The sequence below is a fragment of the Roseibium sp. M-1 genome (genome assembly GCF_054515675.1).
In genome coordinates this window covers 1,940,223-1,958,483 of sequence record NZ_CM137257.1, presented here as the reverse complement: position 1 = coordinate 1,958,483, position 18,261 = coordinate 1,940,223, and the positions used below count along the sequence as shown (strand labels likewise).

14 protein-coding genes are annotated in these 18,261 nt (G+C 59.7%); 8 read left to right on the top strand and 6 right to left on the bottom strand.

The window, feature by feature from the left end; all coding sequences use genetic code 11:
* Positions 1–29: 29 nt before the first annotated feature.
* Positions 30–1,766, top strand: a complete 1,737-nt coding sequence (locus tag ACX3M4_RS08890; RefSeq protein WP_459358222.1) for a hypothetical protein — start codon at positions 30–32, stop codon at positions 1,764–1,766.
* Here the strand turns inward: ACX3M4_RS08890 and ACX3M4_RS08885 are convergent.
* Positions 1,763–3,574: an ABC-F family ATP-binding cassette domain-containing protein gene (locus ACX3M4_RS08885; protein WP_459358221.1), complete on the bottom strand. Its 1,812-nt coding sequence runs from the start codon at positions 3,572–3,574 to the stop codon at positions 1,763–1,765. The genes ACX3M4_RS08890 and ACX3M4_RS08885 overlap by 4 nt on opposite strands.
* Before the next feature lie 202 nt (positions 3,575–3,776).
* Between ACX3M4_RS08885 and ACX3M4_RS08880 the strand changes: the two genes are divergently transcribed.
* From ACX3M4_RS08880 to ACX3M4_RS08860, 5 genes are all read left to right on the top strand, one after another.
* Positions 3,777–4,265, top strand: a complete 489-nt coding sequence (locus ACX3M4_RS08880; protein ID WP_459358220.1) for a BA14K family protein — start codon at positions 3,777–3,779, stop codon at positions 4,263–4,265.
* 221 nt (positions 4,266–4,486) lie between these two features.
* On the top strand, positions 4,487–6,073 hold the full coding sequence (locus tag ACX3M4_RS08875) for a peptide ABC transporter substrate-binding protein (protein WP_459358219.1): 1,587 nt from the start codon (positions 4,487–4,489) through the stop codon (positions 6,071–6,073).
* A 104-nt stretch (positions 6,074–6,177) separates the two neighbouring features.
* Entirely contained in the window at positions 6,178–7,101 is a 924-nt protein-coding gene (oppB, locus tag ACX3M4_RS08870) for an oligopeptide ABC transporter permease OppB (protein WP_459358218.1), read from the top strand.
* A gap of 13 nt (positions 7,102–7,114) precedes the next feature.
* The gene (locus ACX3M4_RS08865) at positions 7,115–8,242 is read left to right on the top strand and encodes an ABC transporter permease subunit (RefSeq protein WP_459358217.1); all 1,128 of its coding nucleotides are present in this window, start codon (positions 7,115–7,117) and stop codon (positions 8,240–8,242) included.
* Positions 8,243–8,252: 10 nt separating this feature from the next.
* On the top strand, positions 8,253–9,878 hold the full coding sequence (locus ACX3M4_RS08860; protein ID WP_459358216.1) for an ABC transporter ATP-binding protein: 1,626 nt from the start codon (positions 8,253–8,255) through the stop codon (positions 9,876–9,878).
* A gap of 188 nt (positions 9,879–10,066) precedes the next feature.
* Here the strand turns inward: ACX3M4_RS08860 and ACX3M4_RS08855 are convergent, their stop codons facing one another.
* Both ACX3M4_RS08855 and ACX3M4_RS08850 read right to left on the bottom strand, forming a co-directional pair.
* Positions 10,067–10,828, bottom strand: a complete 762-nt coding sequence (locus tag ACX3M4_RS08855) for a GntR family transcriptional regulator (RefSeq protein ID WP_459359399.1) — start codon at positions 10,826–10,828, stop codon at positions 10,067–10,069.
* A 512-nt stretch (positions 10,829–11,340) separates the two neighbouring features.
* Positions 11,341–12,408, bottom strand: a complete 1,068-nt coding sequence (locus tag ACX3M4_RS08850) for a dipeptidase (RefSeq protein WP_459358215.1) — start codon at positions 12,406–12,408, stop codon at positions 11,341–11,343.
* A gap of 196 nt (positions 12,409–12,604) precedes the next feature.
* Between ACX3M4_RS08850 and ACX3M4_RS08845 the strand changes: the two genes are divergently transcribed.
* Positions 12,605–13,288 (top strand): L,D-transpeptidase, encoded by a 684-nt coding sequence (locus ACX3M4_RS08845; protein WP_459359398.1) that lies wholly within the window; start codon positions 12,605–12,607, stop codon positions 13,286–13,288.
* 132 nt (positions 13,289–13,420) lie between these two features.
* Here ACX3M4_RS08845 and trhA read toward each other — a convergent pair whose 3' ends face one another.
* Positions 13,421–14,074: a PAQR family membrane homeostasis protein TrhA gene (trhA, locus tag ACX3M4_RS08840; protein ID WP_459358214.1), complete on the bottom strand. Its 654-nt coding sequence runs from the start codon at positions 14,072–14,074 to the stop codon at positions 13,421–13,423.
* Between the two features lie 229 nt (positions 14,075–14,303).
* On the opposite strand from trhA, the gene ACX3M4_RS08835 reads away from it, so the two are divergent.
* On the top strand, positions 14,304–15,815 hold the full coding sequence (locus tag ACX3M4_RS08835) for a malonate--CoA ligase (RefSeq protein ID WP_459358213.1): 1,512 nt from the start codon (positions 14,304–14,306) through the stop codon (positions 15,813–15,815).
* A gap of 37 nt (positions 15,816–15,852) precedes the next feature.
* Here the strand turns inward: ACX3M4_RS08835 and ACX3M4_RS08830 are convergent, their stop codons facing one another.
* Positions 15,853–17,217 (bottom strand): DHA2 family efflux MFS transporter permease subunit, encoded by a 1,365-nt coding sequence (locus ACX3M4_RS08830; protein ID WP_459358212.1) that lies wholly within the window; start codon positions 17,215–17,217, stop codon positions 15,853–15,855.
* A gap of 76 nt (positions 17,218–17,293) precedes the next feature.
* Positions 17,294–18,247 (bottom strand): LysR family transcriptional regulator, encoded by a 954-nt coding sequence (locus ACX3M4_RS08825; RefSeq protein WP_459358211.1) that lies wholly within the window; start codon positions 18,245–18,247, stop codon positions 17,294–17,296.
* Between the last annotated feature and the right edge of the window lie 14 nt (positions 18,248–18,261).

The following is an 18,261-nucleotide window of genomic DNA, read 5'->3' as shown; positions in this document are numbered from 1 at the left end:
GAGATTGTACTTAAGAGGTGTGCGGAAAATTGATAAAAAAAGAAGAAATAGAATTCACGATCGCACAGCAAAAAGCAAAGGACATTTTATTATTGTCCTCCAGATCTCTACTGAGGTCATTGCCACTCATTTTTGGGGCTAGGGTTTCTGAGGCAGTAGCTTTTCCTGATCAGATATTATTGCCAATATTTCGAGCTTGTGAATTTTCTTGGGTGGCAGGCAGTTTTTTACTGGAAAATTCTAAGTATAATCAGATTTCATCAAATGTTGTAGCACATTCTGAAGCGGCGCAAATATTTGCAGTGGAAATGAGTTCCGTTAGTAGTTCTGATATGGAATACTATTTAGCAGATAGTTTGGTGAGTGCATCTTGTCTCGTTTGCGATATATTTTCCAAGGAAAACAAAGGTTATTCTGTTGAGAGTGCGGTATCTTCCTTTATGTATTTAGCTGATATGGCGGAAGAAATATCATCTGGATTTTCGGATAGACTGTATAATGAGCTAAATAGAGATTGCGAGTATTTGAATTCTGGTAATTCGCTTTCTGATTTGTCGTCGAAGGTGCTGTGGAGCAGTGAACGCAGTTTAAAAGAAGCAATGAAGTTTGTCGACGTAATGAAGTCCAGTCTACTAAATTTGGATGAAAATTGGACTGTCTGGACAAAGTGGTATGATGAAAGATTAATAGGGAAACACAGCGACAAAATTGGTGAGATTTCTAGAATCTCCATTCCAGAAGAAGTGTGGGGGGACGGAGCAAAGTTTGTTAATCATGCAATTCAAAAGCTATCGAATCTTAAAGAAATAACGGAACAAAAGCAGTTTAAAGTCGGCCCTAATTGGATTGCAGGCAAAGAACAAATTTATGCAGACAGAGCGGGAGATCAAAGAGATCAAGACGCTGCATCAAACGTTACAACACAACAATTGCATGAAATAATTAATCTAAAAATCGAAAGATTTTCAAACAAATATTCGAACATTGAAACCGAATACGGATGGGATGGGTTTCATTCTTGTCTAGAGCGATTACAGTCTGCACTTAGTGGTCCTACTGAAGAGTTGCCGTCAAAGATAGTTTATCTCTACGATGCCGCGGTGGAATTAGGTTCTTTTCTAGATCTTCAACATGACTTAATTAAAAGAAAAATCGGAAATCAATCTCCTCTCGATCCCTTGCCTGCCAGGGAATTTGCTGACCTTGTGAAAACATCGGCAATATTCATTCGAGCATTTCCTACTGCACTTGAAGCAGATGAGGCGGTTGCAGGGTTCCTGACGCGTCCGGATTTGTTTGCTCCTGCAGTTGTTGTAGTCGAGGCGGCAGGTCGAAGATTACTTATTTCGAAAGACGACGCTGACTGGATTTTGGGCTTGTTGCAGGCCTGTGAAAGAAGTGGCTTTCCTTCTGAAAAAGCTGGCAGTCGCGGAATTCACGGTGCACGAAATCTGGCAGTATCCGCCGCCACACTCGTTGCTGGATTTCTTATGGGGGCTGTAGCCTCAGACTATTCTACAAAATCGCCATTGGTGCAGGAAGCGGGAGACTTTCTACTCGATGCTGAGAATGAAATTACGGAACTACTGGCTGAAGGCCAATCCGATATTCGACATGCGCTCGCATCAATGATCGAAGAAAGTCGAAAAAGAGATTTGCCCTCAAAAGGGCCCAAAACAGTAATTATTGAGCTCGATTCCTCGCGCCGGGAGGAAGACGATGAACATGACAGTCCTGGAGGTGGTGGAGGCGGCAGCTGGGGCTAACCCGCTTCGTTCAGCATCTCCAACTCCAGCCACTGCTCTTCCGCGGCATCCTTTTCCGCTGTCAGATCAGTGATTTGCTGCGATATCTTGGCAAATTTGTCAGGGTTCTTCACGTAGAGCTGCGGGTCGTTCATTTCGCCCTGGAGCTTTTCAAGCTGCGCTTCAATTTTCTCGATTGTCTCGGGAAGAGACTTCAGGAGATGCTGCTGGGTGAAGGTGAGTTTCGACTTCTGGCTCGGCCTTGCGGTGGAAGTTGCTGGTTCCGAAGACTTTTCCTTCTTTTGCGGAGCGGCCTTTTCGACCTTGCGGGCCGTGACGCCTTCGCCGCGCTGTGCCAGCATGTCCGAATAGCCGCCGGCATATTCGCGCCAGAGGCCGTCTCCTTCCGAGACGATGACGGAGGTCGCCACCCGGTCGAGGAAATCGCGGTCGTGCGAGACGATCAGCGCCGTGCCGGGATAGTCGGCCAGGAGCTCCTGCAGCAGGTCGAGGGTTTCGAGGTCAAGGTCGTTGGTCGGCTCATCGAGCACCATCAGGTTGGACTTGTTGGCAAGTGCCCTTGCGAGCATGGCGCGGGCACGCTCGCCTCCGGACAGTGCGCCGACCGGGGTGCGGGCCTGTTCGGGGGAGAACAGGAAGTCCTTCATATAGGACATGACATGCTTGGTCTCGTCGCCGATCACGACCGTATCGCCGCGCCCGCCTGTGAGCACCGAGGAGAGGCTGTCGGTGAGATCGAGATTCTCGCGTTTCTGGTCGAGCGTCACCATTTCAAGGTTGGTGCCGAGCCGGGTAGAGCCGGTGTCGGGGGCAAGTTCGCCGGTCAGCATCTTCAGAAGCGTCGTCTTGCCGGCGCCATTCGGGCCGACGAAGCCGATCCGGTCGCCGCGCTGGATGCGGGTCGAGAAGTCCTTGACGATGGCGCGGGTCCCATAAGTCTTGGAAATGCCCTTGGCCTCGATCACCAGCTTGCCGGAGACCTCGGCCTCGGTCGCGGCGAGCTTGGCGGTGCCTTGCGGCCCGCGATGTTCCCGCTTCTGCTTGCGCAAGTCGGCGAGTTCACGCACCCGGCGCATGTTGCGCTTGCGCCTGGCAGTGACGCCATAGGTCATCCAGTGCTCTTCGCGCTTGATCTTCTGCGCCAGCTTTTGCTGGTCGATCTCCTCCTGCTCGAACACCTCGTCGCGCCATTCCTCGAAATGGGCAAAGCCTCTTTCCATACGACGGGACGTGCCGCGGTCGATCCAGACACTGGCGCGGGAAAGGTTCTCCAGGAAACGGCGGTCGTGCGAGATCAGCACCAGGGCCGACTTCAGGCTCTTCAGTTCCTCTTCCAGCCATTCGATTGCCGGAAGGTCCAGGTGGTTGGTCGGCTCGTCGAGCAGCAGGATATCGGGTTCAGGCGCGAGCGTGCGCGCGAGAGCTGCCCGGCGGGCCTCGCCGCCGGAGAGCGATTTCGGGTCTTCCTTGCCGGTGAGGCCAAGCACTTCCAGCAGATAGGCGCCGCGATAAGGATCGTCGCCCTCCGTCAGGCCCTCGTTCACATAGTCGATCGTGGTGGAATAGGCCGAGAGGTCCGGATCCTGCGGCAGGTAGCGCACGGTGCGGCCCGGCTGAAAGAAGCGTTCGCCCCTGTCCATGTCGATCATGCCGGCCGCGATCTTGAGCAGCGTCGACTTGCCCGAGCCGTTACGGCCGACCAGGCACAGCCGGTCGCCTTCGGAGACGGAAAGCTCGGCTCCGGTGAGGAGCGGCGTGCCGCCGAAGGTCAGGTGAACATCGCGGAGGATCAGGAGAGGCGGGGCCATGAAGTGTCTTCGGGTTCTTTATCGCAAAATCGGACCGGCGCCCGGTTTACTGGCCGCGCGTCAGCCGCGCAAGCGGGGCGGCAGGATGGTCAGATATTTTTGATCGCTTCTAGCGAGATTTCCGGAGGACTTTGGACTACTATCGATAAATGTGGACTGGGCGACCGTCCGGCGCAGCGTGGCGCCGACAGGAGAGTGCATCATGTCTGACAAGACCCGGAAGGCCGCAGGCCTCAATCGCGGCAGCTCGTTCTTGCGCGGCTGCCTTCTGGCCGCGGCCGTTGCTGTATCCGCGGCGCTCGCAGGCGCCGGAACTGCAAGCCCGGCTCATGCCGACGGCATTTACTTCGGTGGCGGTGGCATCGGCTTTGGTTTCGGCACTGGCGGCTATCGCGGCGGGGTCTTTTTTGGAGGGCCCCTCGGCTTCTATGGCCCGCCTTACCGGCCTTATGGCGCGCCTTACTACTATCATCCCTATGACAGCCGGGCTTACCCCTACCGTTCCCGCGTCTATGTGAACCCGCCCCGGTACCGCAACTACGGACAACCGCAGCGTGTGCCTTATACCAAGACCGGGCTGGCACCTTTCACGCCACAATATATGGCCTATTGCTCGCGGAAATTCAGGTCTTTCAATCCCAATACGGGCATGTATCTGGCCCGTAGCGGAATATATCGATTTTGCCGCTAGCATTGAAACATTGTTGCGTGGCCTGCGGGTGGATTATGTGACTGTCCAGTAAAACGGAGGAATTTTTTTCTCATTCCGTCGCAGATCGCGCAAAAACATCGCCTTTTTGCGACTAAGGTCGAAATGTGCCGTTGGGGGATGCTTGATCGCACGCAAAGAGCGTGGAATCTTGTGACCCATCGTTCCTATGCTTCAACAATAAACCCAGAGGGGAGAGCGATATGATCAAGTCCATGCGTGTGACAGCGCTTGCGGCTGCTTTGATGGCTGCCACATCTCTTACTGCAACTGCTGAGATGGTCTACCACCGCGGGAATACCGCGGACCCGGAAACCCTTGACCAGCACAAGACGTCCACTGTCTACGAAGCGCACATCCTGCGTGACCTTTACGAAGGCCTGGTTGCCTACAGCTCCGCCGGGAAGGTCATTCCGGGCGTTGCCACGGAATGGACCGTCTCCGAAGACGGCCTGACCTACACCTTCACGTTGCGCGATGATGCCAAGTGGTCCAACGGCGACCCGGTGGTCGCGGGCGATTTCGTCTATTCGCTTCAGCGCATCATGAACCCGGAAACCGGCGCGAAATATGCGACCGTGCTTTATCCGGTCAAGAATGCGGAAAAGATCAACAAGGGCGAAGCCAAGCCGGAAGAGATCGGCGCCAAGGCGATCGACGACCACACGCTTGAGATCACCCTCGAAGCTCCGACGCCCTACTTCATCAACCTGCTCGCCCACCAGACCGGTCTTCCGGTCCATCCGGCTTCCGTCGATCAGTTCGGCTCCGACTTCGTCAAGGCCGAAAACATGGTCACCAACGGTGCCTACACGCTGGCCGAGTTCATTCCGAACGCTCATGTGAAAGCGGTCAAGAACCCGAACTATCATGATGCAGACAACGTCAAGATCGACACCGTCTTCTTCTATCCGACGGAAGACCGCGGTGCGGCCCTGCGCCGGTTCCAGGCCGGCGAACTGCATTCCAACGACGACGCGCCGACCGAACAGGTCGCCTTCATGCGCGAAAACCTGGGTGACCAGTTCCGCGTGGCGCCCTATCTCGGCACCTACTACTACGCCCTCAACCATGAGGACGAAGTGCTGAAGAACCCGGACGTCCGCCAGGCCCTGTCAATGGCGATCGACCGTGAGTTCCTCGCCGAGGAAATCTGGGGCTCCACGATGGTCGCCGGCTATTCCTTCGTGCCGCCGGGCATCGACAACTACGGCGACCCGGCCTATGCCGACTACAAGGACCTGTCCCAGATCGACCGCGAAGAGAAGGCTCTCGAGCTTCTCACCAACGCGGGCTATGGTCCGGACAAGCCGTTCGAGCTGACGATCAACTACAACACCTCCGAAAACCACAAGAACACGGCCGTTGCCATCGCCGACATGTGGAAGCCGCTTGGTGTGAACGTCAACCTGATCAACACCGACACGAAGACCCACTACGCCATGCTGCGTGACCGTCAGGACTTCGACGTCGCCCGTGCAGGCTGGATCGGCGACTATTCCGATCCGCAGAACTTCCTGTTCATGGTCGAAAGCGACAATGACGGTTTCAACTACGCCCGCTACAACAATCCTGAGTACGATGCACTCATGGACGAGGCGGCCGTCACGACCGACCTTGAAAAGCGCGCCGACATCCTGAAGCAGGCCGAAGCGCTCTTCATGCGGGATCTGCCGTTCATTCCGATGATGTACTACGGGTCGATGAATCTTGTCTCCGACAAGATCGCCGGATACGAGGACAACCTCCTCAACGTCCATCCGACCCGCTGGATGAGCATCACCGAATAACCTGGCAACAACGAGACCGGCAGGGATTCCCTGCCGGTTCTTGCAAGGCGGCATCGATCTAGCAATCGCAGCAAAGACCGCCGGTCAACAACAGGGCCATGCCTATGCTCCGCTATGTCCTCGGTCGATTGCTCGGCGCAATCCCGACATTGTTTCTGATTGTCACTCTCTCTTTCTTCCTGATCCGCATTGCACCCGGGGGACCGTTCGATCTGGAACGCCCGCTGGAAGCCAAGGTGATGGAGAATTTGAACAAGATCTATCATCTCAACGAGCCGCTCTGGAACCAGTACCTGCTTTACCTTCAGAGCGTTGCCCGTCTCGACTTCGGTCCGAGTTTCTATTTCCGCGATTTCTCGATCAACGAACTCTTTGCCCAGAGCCTGCCGATCTCGATCCAGCTGGGCCTTTCCGCACTGTGCCTGGCTCTCGTCGTTGGCGGTACGCTTGGCGTGATCGCGGCCCTCCGTCAGAACAAGACCACCGATTATTCGGTGATGGCGGCGGCAACCCTCGGCGTGACGATCCCGAATTTCGTCGTGGCGCCGATCCTGACGCTCATCCTCGGCGTCTGGCTCGGCTGGCTACCGGTCGGCGGCTGGAACGGCGGTGCCTTCGTCAACCGGGTCCTGCCGGTCGTGACACTCGCCCTGCCGCAGATCGCCGTAGTCGCCCGCCTGACGCGCGGCTCGATGATCGAGGCGCTGAGATCCAACCATGTACGCACGGCAAGGGCCTATGGCCTGACGTCCTACATGATCGTGGTCGTCCATGCCCTGCGCGGCGCCATTCTGCCGGTGGTCTCCTATCTCGGCCCGGCTGCGGCCGCGCTCCTGACCGGTTCGGTCGTCATCGAGACCATTTTCGGCATTCCCGGCATCGGCCGCTACTTCGTCCAGGGCGCTCTCAACCGCGACTACACCCTGGTCATGGGCACGGTCGTCGTGGTGGCCTGTTTCGTTATCCTGTTCAACCTCGTCGTGGATCTGCTCTATGCGGTGCTCGATCCGCGCGTGCGCTACGACTGAGGGGAGTTGAACCTTGACCCTGACTGCAACCTCTTCTGCTGACGTGCCCGCCAAGGGGCGTTCGCTCTGGGACGACGCGCGCGACCGGCTGCTGGCCAACCGCGCGGCCGTCGCCTCCATGATCGTACTGGCCGTGATCGGGCTGATCTCGATCTTCGGCCCGATCCTTTCTTCTCACAGCTACGACACCGTCTACCGGGACTACGTGAAGGTGCCGTCCAGCCTCTCAGCCTATCCGCGACCCGAACAGGTGGAGCCCGGCTTCATGTCCGCTGCCAAGCGCGGCCGGGTGACGGTCGAGTCCTATCAGCGCGATGGCGACAAGGTCGTCGCGCTGGTCAGCTCCAAGCGTGAGATCGACCCGCGCATCGTGCAGTATTTCGACCGCAGCGACCTCTTCGCCAACGCCGTCTTGTCGGACATGTCCGAGGACAAGATGTCGGCCCGGATCACGGCCGACATCAACTTCATGCATTTCTATTTCGGTACGGACGCCAACGGCCGTGACATGATGACCCGGACCTTTATCGCCGGGCGTGTTTCGCTGACCATCGGCCTCCTGGCAACCATCGTCGCGATCTCCATCGGCGTGATCTACGGCGCCACCTCCGGCTATCTCGGCGGACGGGTCGACCAGATGATGATGCGTGTCGTCGACATCCTCTATTCGCTGCCCTTCATCTTCTTCGTGATCATGCTCGTGGTGTTCTTCGGCCGGAACTTCATCCTGATGTTCATCGCCGTCGGTGCGGTCGAGTGGCTCGACATGGCCCGTATCGTGCGCGGCCAGACGCTCACCATCAAGCGGCAGGAATATGTACAGGCGGCCGAGGCACTCGGTGTTGCCGACGGCGGAATCGTGCGCCGGCACATCATTCCGAACACGCTCGGTCCCGTGGTGGTCTACATGACGCTGCTGGTGCCCAAGGTTATCCTGCTGGAAAGTTTCCTGTCCTTTCTGGGGCTCGGCATCCAGGAGCCGATGACAAGCTGGGGCGTGCTGATCTCTGAAGGGGCCCGCAACCTGCAGGGCGCCGCCTGGATGCTCATCTTCCCGTCCATCTTCCTGACATCGACGCTGTTTGCGCTGAACTTCATCGGCGACGGCCTGCGCGATGCCCTGGATCCGAAAGACCGGTAGGAGAGCAAGAATGACCCAGGAAACCAACAAGACGGTCCTCTCCATCAGGGATCTGAAAGTGGACTTCGAGACCGCGACCGGCACCATCAATGCGGTGCGCGGCGTCGACATCCACGTGGAAGCGGGCGAGACCGTCGCCATCGTCGGCGAGAGCGGCTCCGGCAAGAGCCAGACCATGATGGCCGCCATGGGGCTTCTGGCCTCGAACGGTCGGACGGAAGGCGAGGTGATCTACGAGGGCTCCAACATCCTCGGACTGCCGGTCGGCAAGCTCAACAAGATCCGCGGTGCCAAGATCACAATGATCTTCCAGGAGCCCATGACCTCCCTCGACCCGCTCTATACGATCGGCCGCCAGCTGGCGGAGCCGATGGTGGTGCATGGCGGGTTGTCGTGGAAAGCGGCCAAGGCCAAGGCGCTGGATCTCTTGAAGCTGGTGAACATTCCCGAGCCCGAACGCAAGATCAACGCCTATCCCTACGAAATGTCCGGCGGCCAGCGCCAGCGTGTCATGATCGCCATGGCGCTTGCCAACGATCCGGACGTCCTGATCGCCGATGAGCCGACGACCGCGCTCGACGTGACCACCCAGGCCCAGATCCTGGACCTGCTCGCCGACCTGCAGAAGCGGCTCGGCATGGCGGTGATCTTCATCACCCACGATCTCGGCATCGTCCGGCGCATCGCCGACCGGGTCTATGTGATGAAGACCGGCGAGGTGGTGGAGAGCGGCGAAACCGGCCAGATCTTCAATCACCCGGGGCATCCCTATACCAAGATGCTGCTGGATGCCGAACCGACCGGCCACAAGCCACCGGTTCCCGACAGCAATCCGGTCTTGCTGGAAGCGCAGAAGGTCGAGGTTGAATTCGAACTGGACTCCGGCTTCCTGAAGCCCAAGCACATCCTGCGCGCCGTCGACAATATCAGCTTCTCGCTCCGCAAGGGCCAGACGCTCGGCATCGTCGGCGAAAGCGGCTCGGGCAAGTCGACCCTCGGCCGCGCCATCCTGAACCTGCTTCCGGCCGGTGGCCGGGTGGTGTTCCATGGCCAGCAGATCTCCGGCAAAAACCGGGCAGAAATGCGGGGCCTGCGCAAGGACATGCAGCTGATCTTCCAGGATCCCTTCGGGTCGCTCAGCCCGCGCATGACCGTCGGCCAGATCATCTCCGAAGGCCTGATGGTGCACGAGCCGTCGCTCAACGCCAAGCAGCGGGACGAACGCGCCTGCAAGGCACTGGAGGAAGTCTCGCTCGATCCGATCATGCGCAACCGCTATCCGCACGAGTTCTCCGGCGGACAGCGTCAGCGCATCGCAATTGCCCGTACCATGGTGCTGAAGCCGGAACTGGTGGTTCTCGACGAGCCGACGTCGGCCCTCGACCGCACCATCCAGAAACAGGTCGTCGAACTTCTGCGCGACCTGCAGAAGAGCTACGGCCTGACCTATCTCTTCATCAGCCACGATCTTGCCGTCGTCCGGGCCCTGTCCGACACGGTGATGGTGATGCAACGGGGCAAGGTAGTGGAGGCCGGAACGGCCGACGCGATCTTCGAAGCGCCGAAATGCGACTACACCAAGGAGCTGATCGGCGCGGCAATGCTCACGCAGCAACAGATGATGGAAAGCGCCTGAGCGGCGCTTTCTGACTGGCGGCAATGTTCAACTTCACCGACGTCATCCTGGCCAAGCGAAGCGCGAGCCGGGACCGGCGAGCCACGGTCGCGGTCTTTCAGGAAAGCTTTTGACAGGCCACTGGCTCCCCGTTCCCGGATCTTCGCTGCGCTCCGTCCGGGATGACGAAATGGGGATCTGACGACAACTCAGCGCACGGCCAGACCCGCCGTCTGGACGGGGCCGGCTTCGAACTGGTCCTGAAGCAGAGCCAGATCCGTGCCGTAGAATTGCGGTGCCAGCAGAACTGCGCTCGACAGGATATGCGATTGCAGCGCTTCCAGGGCAATCTCAGCGTTGCGGGTGGCGATGGCGTCGAGAATGGTGCGGTGAGGCGTGACGTTGGGCCGGGTCCAGGAGACTTCCGGCCGCGGGGTCGACAACATGACCCGCTGCAGGATCATGAAAGTCCGGACAAGCACGGGCTCCAGCACAGGCATGTTGGCGATCTTGAAGAGCTTCAGGTGCATGGCCCGGTCGGCTTCGGCGCAGCCGAAGACATCCCGCCGGTTACGGCATTCCTCGAACCGGTCGTCCAACTCGATGACCTCGTCAAGCTGATCCTGCGTGATGCGGTTCACCGCCTCGACGATGCCGGTCGCCTCGATATTGAGCCGCAGTTTCAGCATCAGCCGGGCTTCCAGCGGGCTCGGATTGGTCACGAATGTACCCTGGTAGCCGCGCCGCTCCACCAGGCCGTATTCCTGCAGCAGCATCAAGGCTTCGCGGATGGTGCTCTGAGCGCAGCCATAGTCCTGGGCAAGGGATTGTTCGGTGATCGGGCTCTCGGACGTCATTTCTCCGGTCAGGATCTTGCGCTTCAGATCCTGATAGACCGCGTCGGACTTGCGGGCCCGTTTGCCTTTCGAGTTTCCTCTGACCGGCGAACGTCTGTCCGCGACAAGTAACACATTCAAGTTGCTGCCCCCCAGTGGCCGCGCGTATGGCCGTCTCCGCGTCAGACCAGGCTAGTGCATCTTATGTGCGTTCGGGAGAATGCACATAAGATGCACTACCACTTCAAGATCGATCAGCTTTTGGACGCTCAACCGATTCAGGTTGTGCGTCCGCTGATCTAGCGGTCTATTGGCAACGCAAAGCAAGATCGTGGCCGGAGATTCACACCGGCCACGATCTCGTCTGTCTCCACCCGGTCATTCGCGGTTGCGAAGGATCGGTCAATGGGGCGTGCCTACCACACACAGCCATCCTGCCGGTCTAAGCTTCTGCCCGCCTCTTCACGCCAACGGTCCTACCGGGCTTCTGGTGCGGTTCAGATCCATGCCGTTCTGCATCCTTGGACGGCTGCCAAAAATGACAATAAATGCATTGTTTAGCCGCCGTCGCGCAAATGCAATCGCTAAGTCGGGAGCCCCAGTCACAAATTTGCGAGCGGGGTGTCGCAGGACTTCCTCGCCCCTCGTCAGGCTGCGGCTTTCTCCAGAGCCGAGATCCAGTTCTTCCAGGCGAGTTTCTCCAGGACAGCTTCGTTGAAGCCCCTGCCATCCAGCTCCTCCATCAACCGTCCGAGGCCGGTGACGTCGCCAATGTCGCGGGGCAGGACGCAACCGTCGAAATCGGATCCGAGCGCAACGCAATCCTCGCCAAGCCGGTCGGCCAGGTAGGCGGCGTGGTCGGCAATGACAGACAGGGCCGTATCGCGGGAATGGCCGCCGTCAGGCCGCAGGAAGGCGACATGGAAATTGATGCCGACGAGCCCGCCGCTTTCCTTGATCGCGTCCAGCTGCTTGTCGGTGAGATTGCGGCTGCTGGCACAGATCGCGTGGGCATTGGAGTGACTGGCGACGATCGGCCGCTCGGTGATCCGGGCGAGATCCCAGAAGCCTTTTTCGTTGAGATGGGAGACATCCAGGAGGACGCCGAGCTGGTTGCAGCCGCGCACCAGATCCTTGCCGGGGCCGGTCAGGCCCGGGCCGGTGTCCGGGGAGGCTGGGTGCGCCATCGGCACGCCGTAACCAAAGGCATTTTCCCGGCTCCAGACCAGGCCGAGCGAACGCAGGCCGCGGCCATAAAGCTCTTCCAGTGCATAAAGATTGGTGTCGATGGCTTCCGCACCCTCGATATGCAGGCTGACCGCCATCTTGCCGGCTTCCACCGTTTCCCTGTTTTCCGCCGGCGTCCGGCAGATGACGACATTGCCCTCGGACTGGGCTTCGATCTCCTGTGCGCGCTCCATCAGGCGATTGGTGAAATCGAGCGCCTGTTTCTGCGGCACAGGCTGGTAATTGGCGGCGTCGTTCGGGTTGAAGGGCTTGGTGAAGTCCTGGTCCGGATTGCTTGGCACGAACATGGCGAAGAGCCCACCGGCAAACCCGGCTTCTTCAGCCCGGACAAAGTCGACATGTCCTGTATCTGACCGATCGAAGAAGTTGCGTTCGGTGCCCTTCATCGCGTCGATTTCAAGCTTGAGCAGCGTGTCGTTGTGACCGTCGAACACGGGGAAGGGGGATTTCTGAGGGGAGCTTTGCACGGAAGAACCTTGGGACTGGGGCAGGGAAGACACAACACGCGTTAATCTAGAGATTCTGCCCCGGAATGTAAGGCTCATCAGCGAATGTGACTTGCAACTGTTGAAAACCTGGCTCAAGAAGAAGCCCGGAAAATTCCAAGGTCCGGAAGCGGCACCGCGTCCGGGTGAAGGTGAGGTTGTAAGAGTGGCAATCCTGATGCACCGCCGCGGTTTTCTGGCCGGCGGCCTGGTCTTGAGCGCAGCTGCGCTGGCCGGATGTCAATCCGTCGGGCTGGTCGGCCTGCCCGATCAGGCAGAACTGCCCGGTGAGGAATTCGATTACGCAACGGCCTATGCGGCACTGCCGGACGGTGATTTCACCTGGCCGGCCATCAACTACCAGAAATTCGACCGGAAATACTGGCGGCAGGTTGTCGAGTACAAGACACGCGAACGGCCGGGCACGATCATCGTCGACCCTTACAACAATTTCCTCTACTGGACGCTCGGCAACAGCAAGGCGCTGCGCTACGGCATCGGTGTCGGCAAGGCCGGGTTCGCCTGGTCGGGCGAAGCGAAGATCCGCGTCAAGCGCGAACATCCGTTGTGGCGGCCTCCGCAGGAAATGATCGCCCGCAAGCCGTCGCTGAAGCAGTATTGGGAAAAGGGGTATCCGCCCGGGCTGAAGAACCCGCTTGGTGCGCGTGCCATGGACCTGTGGCAAGGCGCGACCGACACGCTGTTCCGTATCCACGGCACCAACCAGCCCGACTCCGTCGGCAAAAGCGTCTCTTCCGGCTGCATCCGCATGTGGCAGCAGGACGTGATCGACCTCTTCGGCCGGGTGCCGCTGCAGACAAAGGTGATCGTCCTGGAAAAGGACCCGAACAGCGAAGCTTAAGGGAGCTCATTCGGGCCAAATGAACGAGAGGCAGCTTCCCAGGAAGCTGCCTTTTTTATGACCCTTCAGTCAGTCATCCCGGCTCGCGCTTCGCTCGGCCAAGAAGACGCTGGTGGACGAGTGGCTTGAAATCTAGAGCGCCCTTGCCATTGCCACGTCATGAAAGACGGCGCTGAAGTGGCACACGGCGGCGGCCAAGACGAAGGCGTGCCAGATGGCGTTCTGGAACGGCAGGCGTTTCCAGGCGTAGAACACCGTTCCGGTGGTATAGAGAAATCCACCCGCGACGATCATCCAGAAGCCGAAGGTGGACGCCTTCTCGATCAGGGGATTGGCCGCGAAAACCACCACCCAGCCGAGCGCCAGATAAATGGGCACGGACAGCTTCTCAAGGCCGGTCAGGTGCAGAAGCTTGACGATCGCGCCTGCCAGCGCCCCGGTCCAGACGACAGCCAGCAGGATGCCGCCCGTCCAGCCGCCGATGATCATGGCGGCGAGCGGCGTATAGGTGCCGGCGATCAGGAGGAAGATCGCCGCATGGTCGAGGCGGCGCAGGATGCCCGTCTTGTTGTCGCGGGCGAGCATGTTGTAGAGCGCGGAGCAGATCAGCATCGCCATGAGGCAGGCGGCGTAGATCATCACGGTCGCCTGGCGCGCCGGGTCGCCGGAATTCCACATCGTGACCGCCAGGATCACTGTTGCCGACAGGCCAAGGCAGATGCCGATTGCGTGAATGGCGCCGTCTGCGATGAATTCGGCAAGGGTCTGCGGTCGGAACGTCGTCATGGATGTCTTCCGTGTCTAAAGCTTGCTGGTTCGGCGCTCACTCGTCTCAGCTGAACGTGCGGAAATTTTGACGAAGCAAATTTGCGGCCAGGCTCCAGCATGAGGCCAAAGCTTTATGAAACGGTAATGTCGTCGCATTCGCCTTTCGAAGACTTGCCCAAAAATGGCAGACTTGCTTTAAATTTGGGCACTTCAGAGCTTCTGTCGCCTGCGAAACCGGATCTTCACAATGAGCAACCACCTCTTTGACGCCCTAACCGCCTTCATTCCCGAATCGGAGAAGACCTTTCTGGAACTGGCGGACGGGTCGCAGGTGACCTATGCGCAGATGCTCGCCCGCTCGGCTCAATATGCAGGAGCGCTGCATAAGCTCGGTGTGCGGCCCGGCGACCGGGTGGCCGTCCAGGTGGAGAAGACCCCGGACGCTCTGATGGCCTATCTCGGCACCATCCGGGCAGGCGGTGTTTTCCTGCCGCTCAACACCGGCTATACAGCGGCCGAGATTGCCTATTTCGTCGGCGATGCGGAACCGGCGGTCTTCGTCTGCGATCCGGCCAATGCGGATGCGCTTGCCGGAACCGCGCAGAAGGCGGGCGCCCGGCTGCAAACGCTGGACGCCAATGGCGAGGGCAGTCTGCGTCAGCTCGCGGACGAAATGCCGGCCGACTTTCAGGCCGTGCAGCGTGACGAGGAGGACCTTGCCGCGATCCTCTACACTTCCGGCACCACCGGCCGTTCCAAGGGCGCGATGCTCAGCCATGGCAATCTGGCGTCAAACTCGCAGACCATGGTGAAATACTGGCGTTTCACGACGGACGACGTGCTTTTGCATGCCCTGCCGATCTTTCATACCCATGGGCTGTTCGTTGCCACCAACTGCCTGATGATGGCCGGCGGCTCCATGCTGTTCCTGCCGAAATTCGATCTGGAACAGGTGCTTGCCGCCTTGCCGAAGGCAACGGCCATGATGGGCGTGCCGACCTTCTATACCCGTCTTCTGGGGTCCGACCGCTTCACCCGCGATCTGGCACGGCACATGCGGCTATTCATTTCCGGGTCGGCACCGCTTTCGGCGGAAGTGCACAGGGAATTCTCGGACAGGACCGGCCACGCGATCCTGGAACGCTACGGCATGACCGAGACCAACATGAACACTTCCAACCCCTATGACGGCGAGCGCCGCCCGGGGACCGTCGGCTTTCCGTTGCCGAGCGTCGGCTTGCGCGTTGTCGATCCGAAGACCGGCCGCGAGGTGCCACAGGGCGAGGTCGGGATCATCGAGATCAAGGGCCCGAATGTCTTTATGGGCTACTGGCGCATGCCGGAGAAAACTGCGCAGGAATTCCGCGCGGACGGCTATTTCATCACCGGCGACATGGGCCGGATCGACGCGGACGGCTATGTTGCCATTGTCGGCCGGTCCAAGGACCTGATCATCTCCGGTGGCTTCAATGTCTATCCGGCCGAAGTGGAAGCCTTGCTCGATGAACTGCCGGGCGTTGCCGAAAGCGCGGTTATCGGCGTTCCTCATCCCGATTTCGGCGAGGCGGTGGTGGCGGTCCTGGCGCCAAAGCCCGGTGCGGATCTGGAGCAGGAGAGTGTCCAGTCATCCCTGAGCGACCGGCTGGCGAAGTTCAAGCAGCCCAAGAAGGTTCATGTCCTGGAAAGCCTGCCCCGCAACACCATGGGCAAGATCCAGAAGAATGTGCTTCGGGAGCAGTACAAGGGTGACTTCGTCTGATCTCCCGTCTCACCTGTCGATGCAATGAGATAACCGTTCAAGACTTCGCGGGCTCAGGCGCATCTTTCGCAAACGCCGTCATGCCATAGGCACAGCTGAGTGCGATGAGGCCGCCCATCACCCAGAAGATGGAGCCGAAACCGGCGCCCATGGCCAGGAGCACGCTGCCCATGGTGACGCCGAGCGTGCCGCCGACCAGCCGGGCGGTGATGACAAGGCCGCTGACCTCTCCCTGCTTTTCGAGCGGCACCGCGTTGGCGGTGATCCGGCCGGTCGGGATCATGGCGAAGGGCAGGGCGATGCCCCAGATCAGCAGCACCGGCGCCAGCACCCAGTAATTCTGGAACTGGGTCAGGCCGCCCATGGCAGCGCTTGCGAATGCGACAACGGCCAGCGCCAGCAGCACAGGGCGGCGTGAACCGTGCGTGTCGGCGAACCTGCCGACGGCGGCGGAAAGAAACGGGAAGGGAATCACCGCGATCACGGTCGCAAGCCCCGCGTAGAGCGCCGAGAATTTCATGTCCAGCTGCAGGAAATGGGGAATGTAGATCGCCACTACGATCTTGCTCATCTGGGTCAGCAGAATGACCAGCGCGCTGGCATGAAAGGCCTTGTTGCGGAAGAGGCGCACGTCGATCAGAGGCTTTTCCTGCCGGGCTTCAAAGGCGATGAAGGCGACAAGTCCCGCCAGGCCGGCTGCAAGGCTGATGAGGATTGTGGCGGACGTCCAGCCGAAGTCGGGACCTTCCATCAGGCCGAAGATCAGTCCCGTCATGCCGATCAGCAGGAAAATGAGGCCGATCCGGTCGATCACCGGGCGCGGGATTTCCTGATCCGGTTTCTGCCAAAGCAGGTAGGCCAATACGCCGCCCACGGCGACGACGGGAATGTTGACCCAGAACACCCAGCGCCAGGAGAGGAAGTCGGTCAGCACGCCGCCAAGCAGGGGACCCGCCGCCAGAAAGACGGTCGCCATGCCGGCGAGAATTCCGATGGCGCGGCCGCGCTCCGCCTTGTCGAAGGTGAGGGTTGCCGCGGCGAAGGTCATCGGGAAGAGGATTGCCGCGCACAGGCCCTGGACCACGCGCATGGTGATCAGCATGGCAGCCCCGTCCGCGAACCCGGCCAGGAGGCTCGCAGCGGTGAAGACCAGGCCGCTGACGATCAGCGCCGGACGCAGGCCGAAGAGATCGATCGCCTTGCCGCCGATGGCGGCAAAACAGGTGAAGGTCAGCATGTAGGCGTTGATGATCCAGTGGGTGACGGTCGGCGAGAGGCCCATTTCCGAGCGGATCGCCGGCAGGGAGACACCGAGGATAGTTTCATCCAGCATCACCAGGCCACCGAGAGTGCCCATGGCCAGAACCAGTCCGCGTTTGCGCGCCTTTTCGGAAAGTGCCATCCGTGCCCCTTTCGGTTCCTGAGGCAAGCTTAGGTCAGTTCCCGGCTGCAGCACTAGCCATTTTTTACAAGGCGTTTCAGGCCCCGGTCGTTCCGCCGCCGAAAGCAAGGGTCGACAGCGCCCGCTCGGTCTCCCGGCTCCACGCCGCCAATGCGGCCGTGAGGCGGGCTGCCGGACTGTCGTCCGGATCCGAGGCGCGCCGCACGCACCACCAGTCCATGACGACGCCGCCTTCGGCAATCGGGCGGGAGACGAGCGTACCGTCGGCCAATTCCGGCTCGATCGCCCATTTGGAAAAGATGGCGACGCCGAAGTTTGCCCGCACCAGATCGATCACCGCTTCGGGTGTCGGCATCGGCGTCAGCCGCCGGAAGGGTTGGTTTGGGGCGCCGAGCAGTGTGGTCCAGTCGAATCCGGGTTCAGCCGTCAGCGGATAGACGAAGAAGCGTTCGTCGCCCATGTTCTCGCTGTTGACGATTGGTTCGGCTGCCAGCGGATGTTTTCTGGCAAGGACGGCGACGATCGGGTCCGTTCCGAGTTTCACCGAGCGGAATTGTGAAAGAGCCGGTTCCCGTCCGAAAACAAGCGACACGTCGACGGACCCGTCAAGCAGCGAAGCGAGCGGATGGGCGGTTGCCCGGGACGACAGGTCTACACTGAGTTGCGGGTCGGAAGCCTCAAGATAGGCAAGAAAGGCGGGGAACCAGTGATAGCGGCTGTAGGTCGCCTGCCCAAGGCGGACCAGCAGCTTGGCGTCTCGGGCGGAGGCTTCCAGTTCCTGTTCCAGGCGGAAAAGCTCGGCGAGGAAGGTGTCCCCGAGGTGCCGCAGCCGTTCGCCTTCCGGCGTTAGTTCGATCCTGTTCTCCGCCCGTCGCGCCAGTGTGAGACCGAGGCGTCTTTCGGCCTCCTTCAGCCGATGTGAAGCGGCGGATTGGGTCACGCCGAGGCGGGAGGCGGACGCGGTCATGCTGCCGGTTTCGTTCAGGGCCGAAAGCAGGGTGAGGTGATGCAGGGCAAGACGCGGGATCATGGTCTACATGAAAC

Excerpts from the sequence above, each read along its gene's own strand:
- ACX3M4_RS08885 (WP_459358221.1), bottom strand. The coding sequence starts at position 3,574 with ATGGCCCCGCCTCTCCTGATCCTCCGCGATGTTCACCTGACCTTCGGC.
- ACX3M4_RS08880 (WP_459358220.1), top strand. The coding sequence starts at position 3,777 with ATGTCTGACAAGACCCGGAAGGCCGCAGGCCTCAATCGCGGCAGCTCG.
- ACX3M4_RS08875 (WP_459358219.1), top strand. The coding sequence starts at position 4,487 with ATGATCAAGTCCATGCGTGTGACAGCGCTTGCGGCTGCTTTGATGGCT.
- oppB (WP_459358218.1), top strand. The coding sequence starts at position 6,178 with ATGCTCCGCTATGTCCTCGGTCGATTGCTCGGCGCAATCCCGACATTG.
- ACX3M4_RS08860 (WP_459358216.1), top strand. The coding sequence starts at position 8,253 with ATGACCCAGGAAACCAACAAGACGGTCCTCTCCATCAGGGATCTGAAA.
- ACX3M4_RS08845 (WP_459359398.1), top strand. The coding sequence starts at position 12,605 with ATGCACCGCCGCGGTTTTCTGGCCGGCGGCCTGGTCTTGAGCGCAGCT.
- trhA (WP_459358214.1), bottom strand. The coding sequence starts at position 14,074 with ATGACGACGTTCCGACCGCAGACCCTTGCCGAATTCATCGCAGACGGC.
- ACX3M4_RS08835 (WP_459358213.1), top strand. The coding sequence starts at position 14,304 with ATGAGCAACCACCTCTTTGACGCCCTAACCGCCTTCATTCCCGAATCG.
- ACX3M4_RS08830 (WP_459358212.1), bottom strand. The coding sequence starts at position 17,217 with ATGGCACTTTCCGAAAAGGCGCGCAAACGCGGACTGGTTCTGGCCATG.
- ACX3M4_RS08825 (WP_459358211.1), bottom strand. The coding sequence starts at position 18,247 with ATGATCCCGCGTCTTGCCCTGCATCACCTCACCCTGCTTTCGGCCCTG.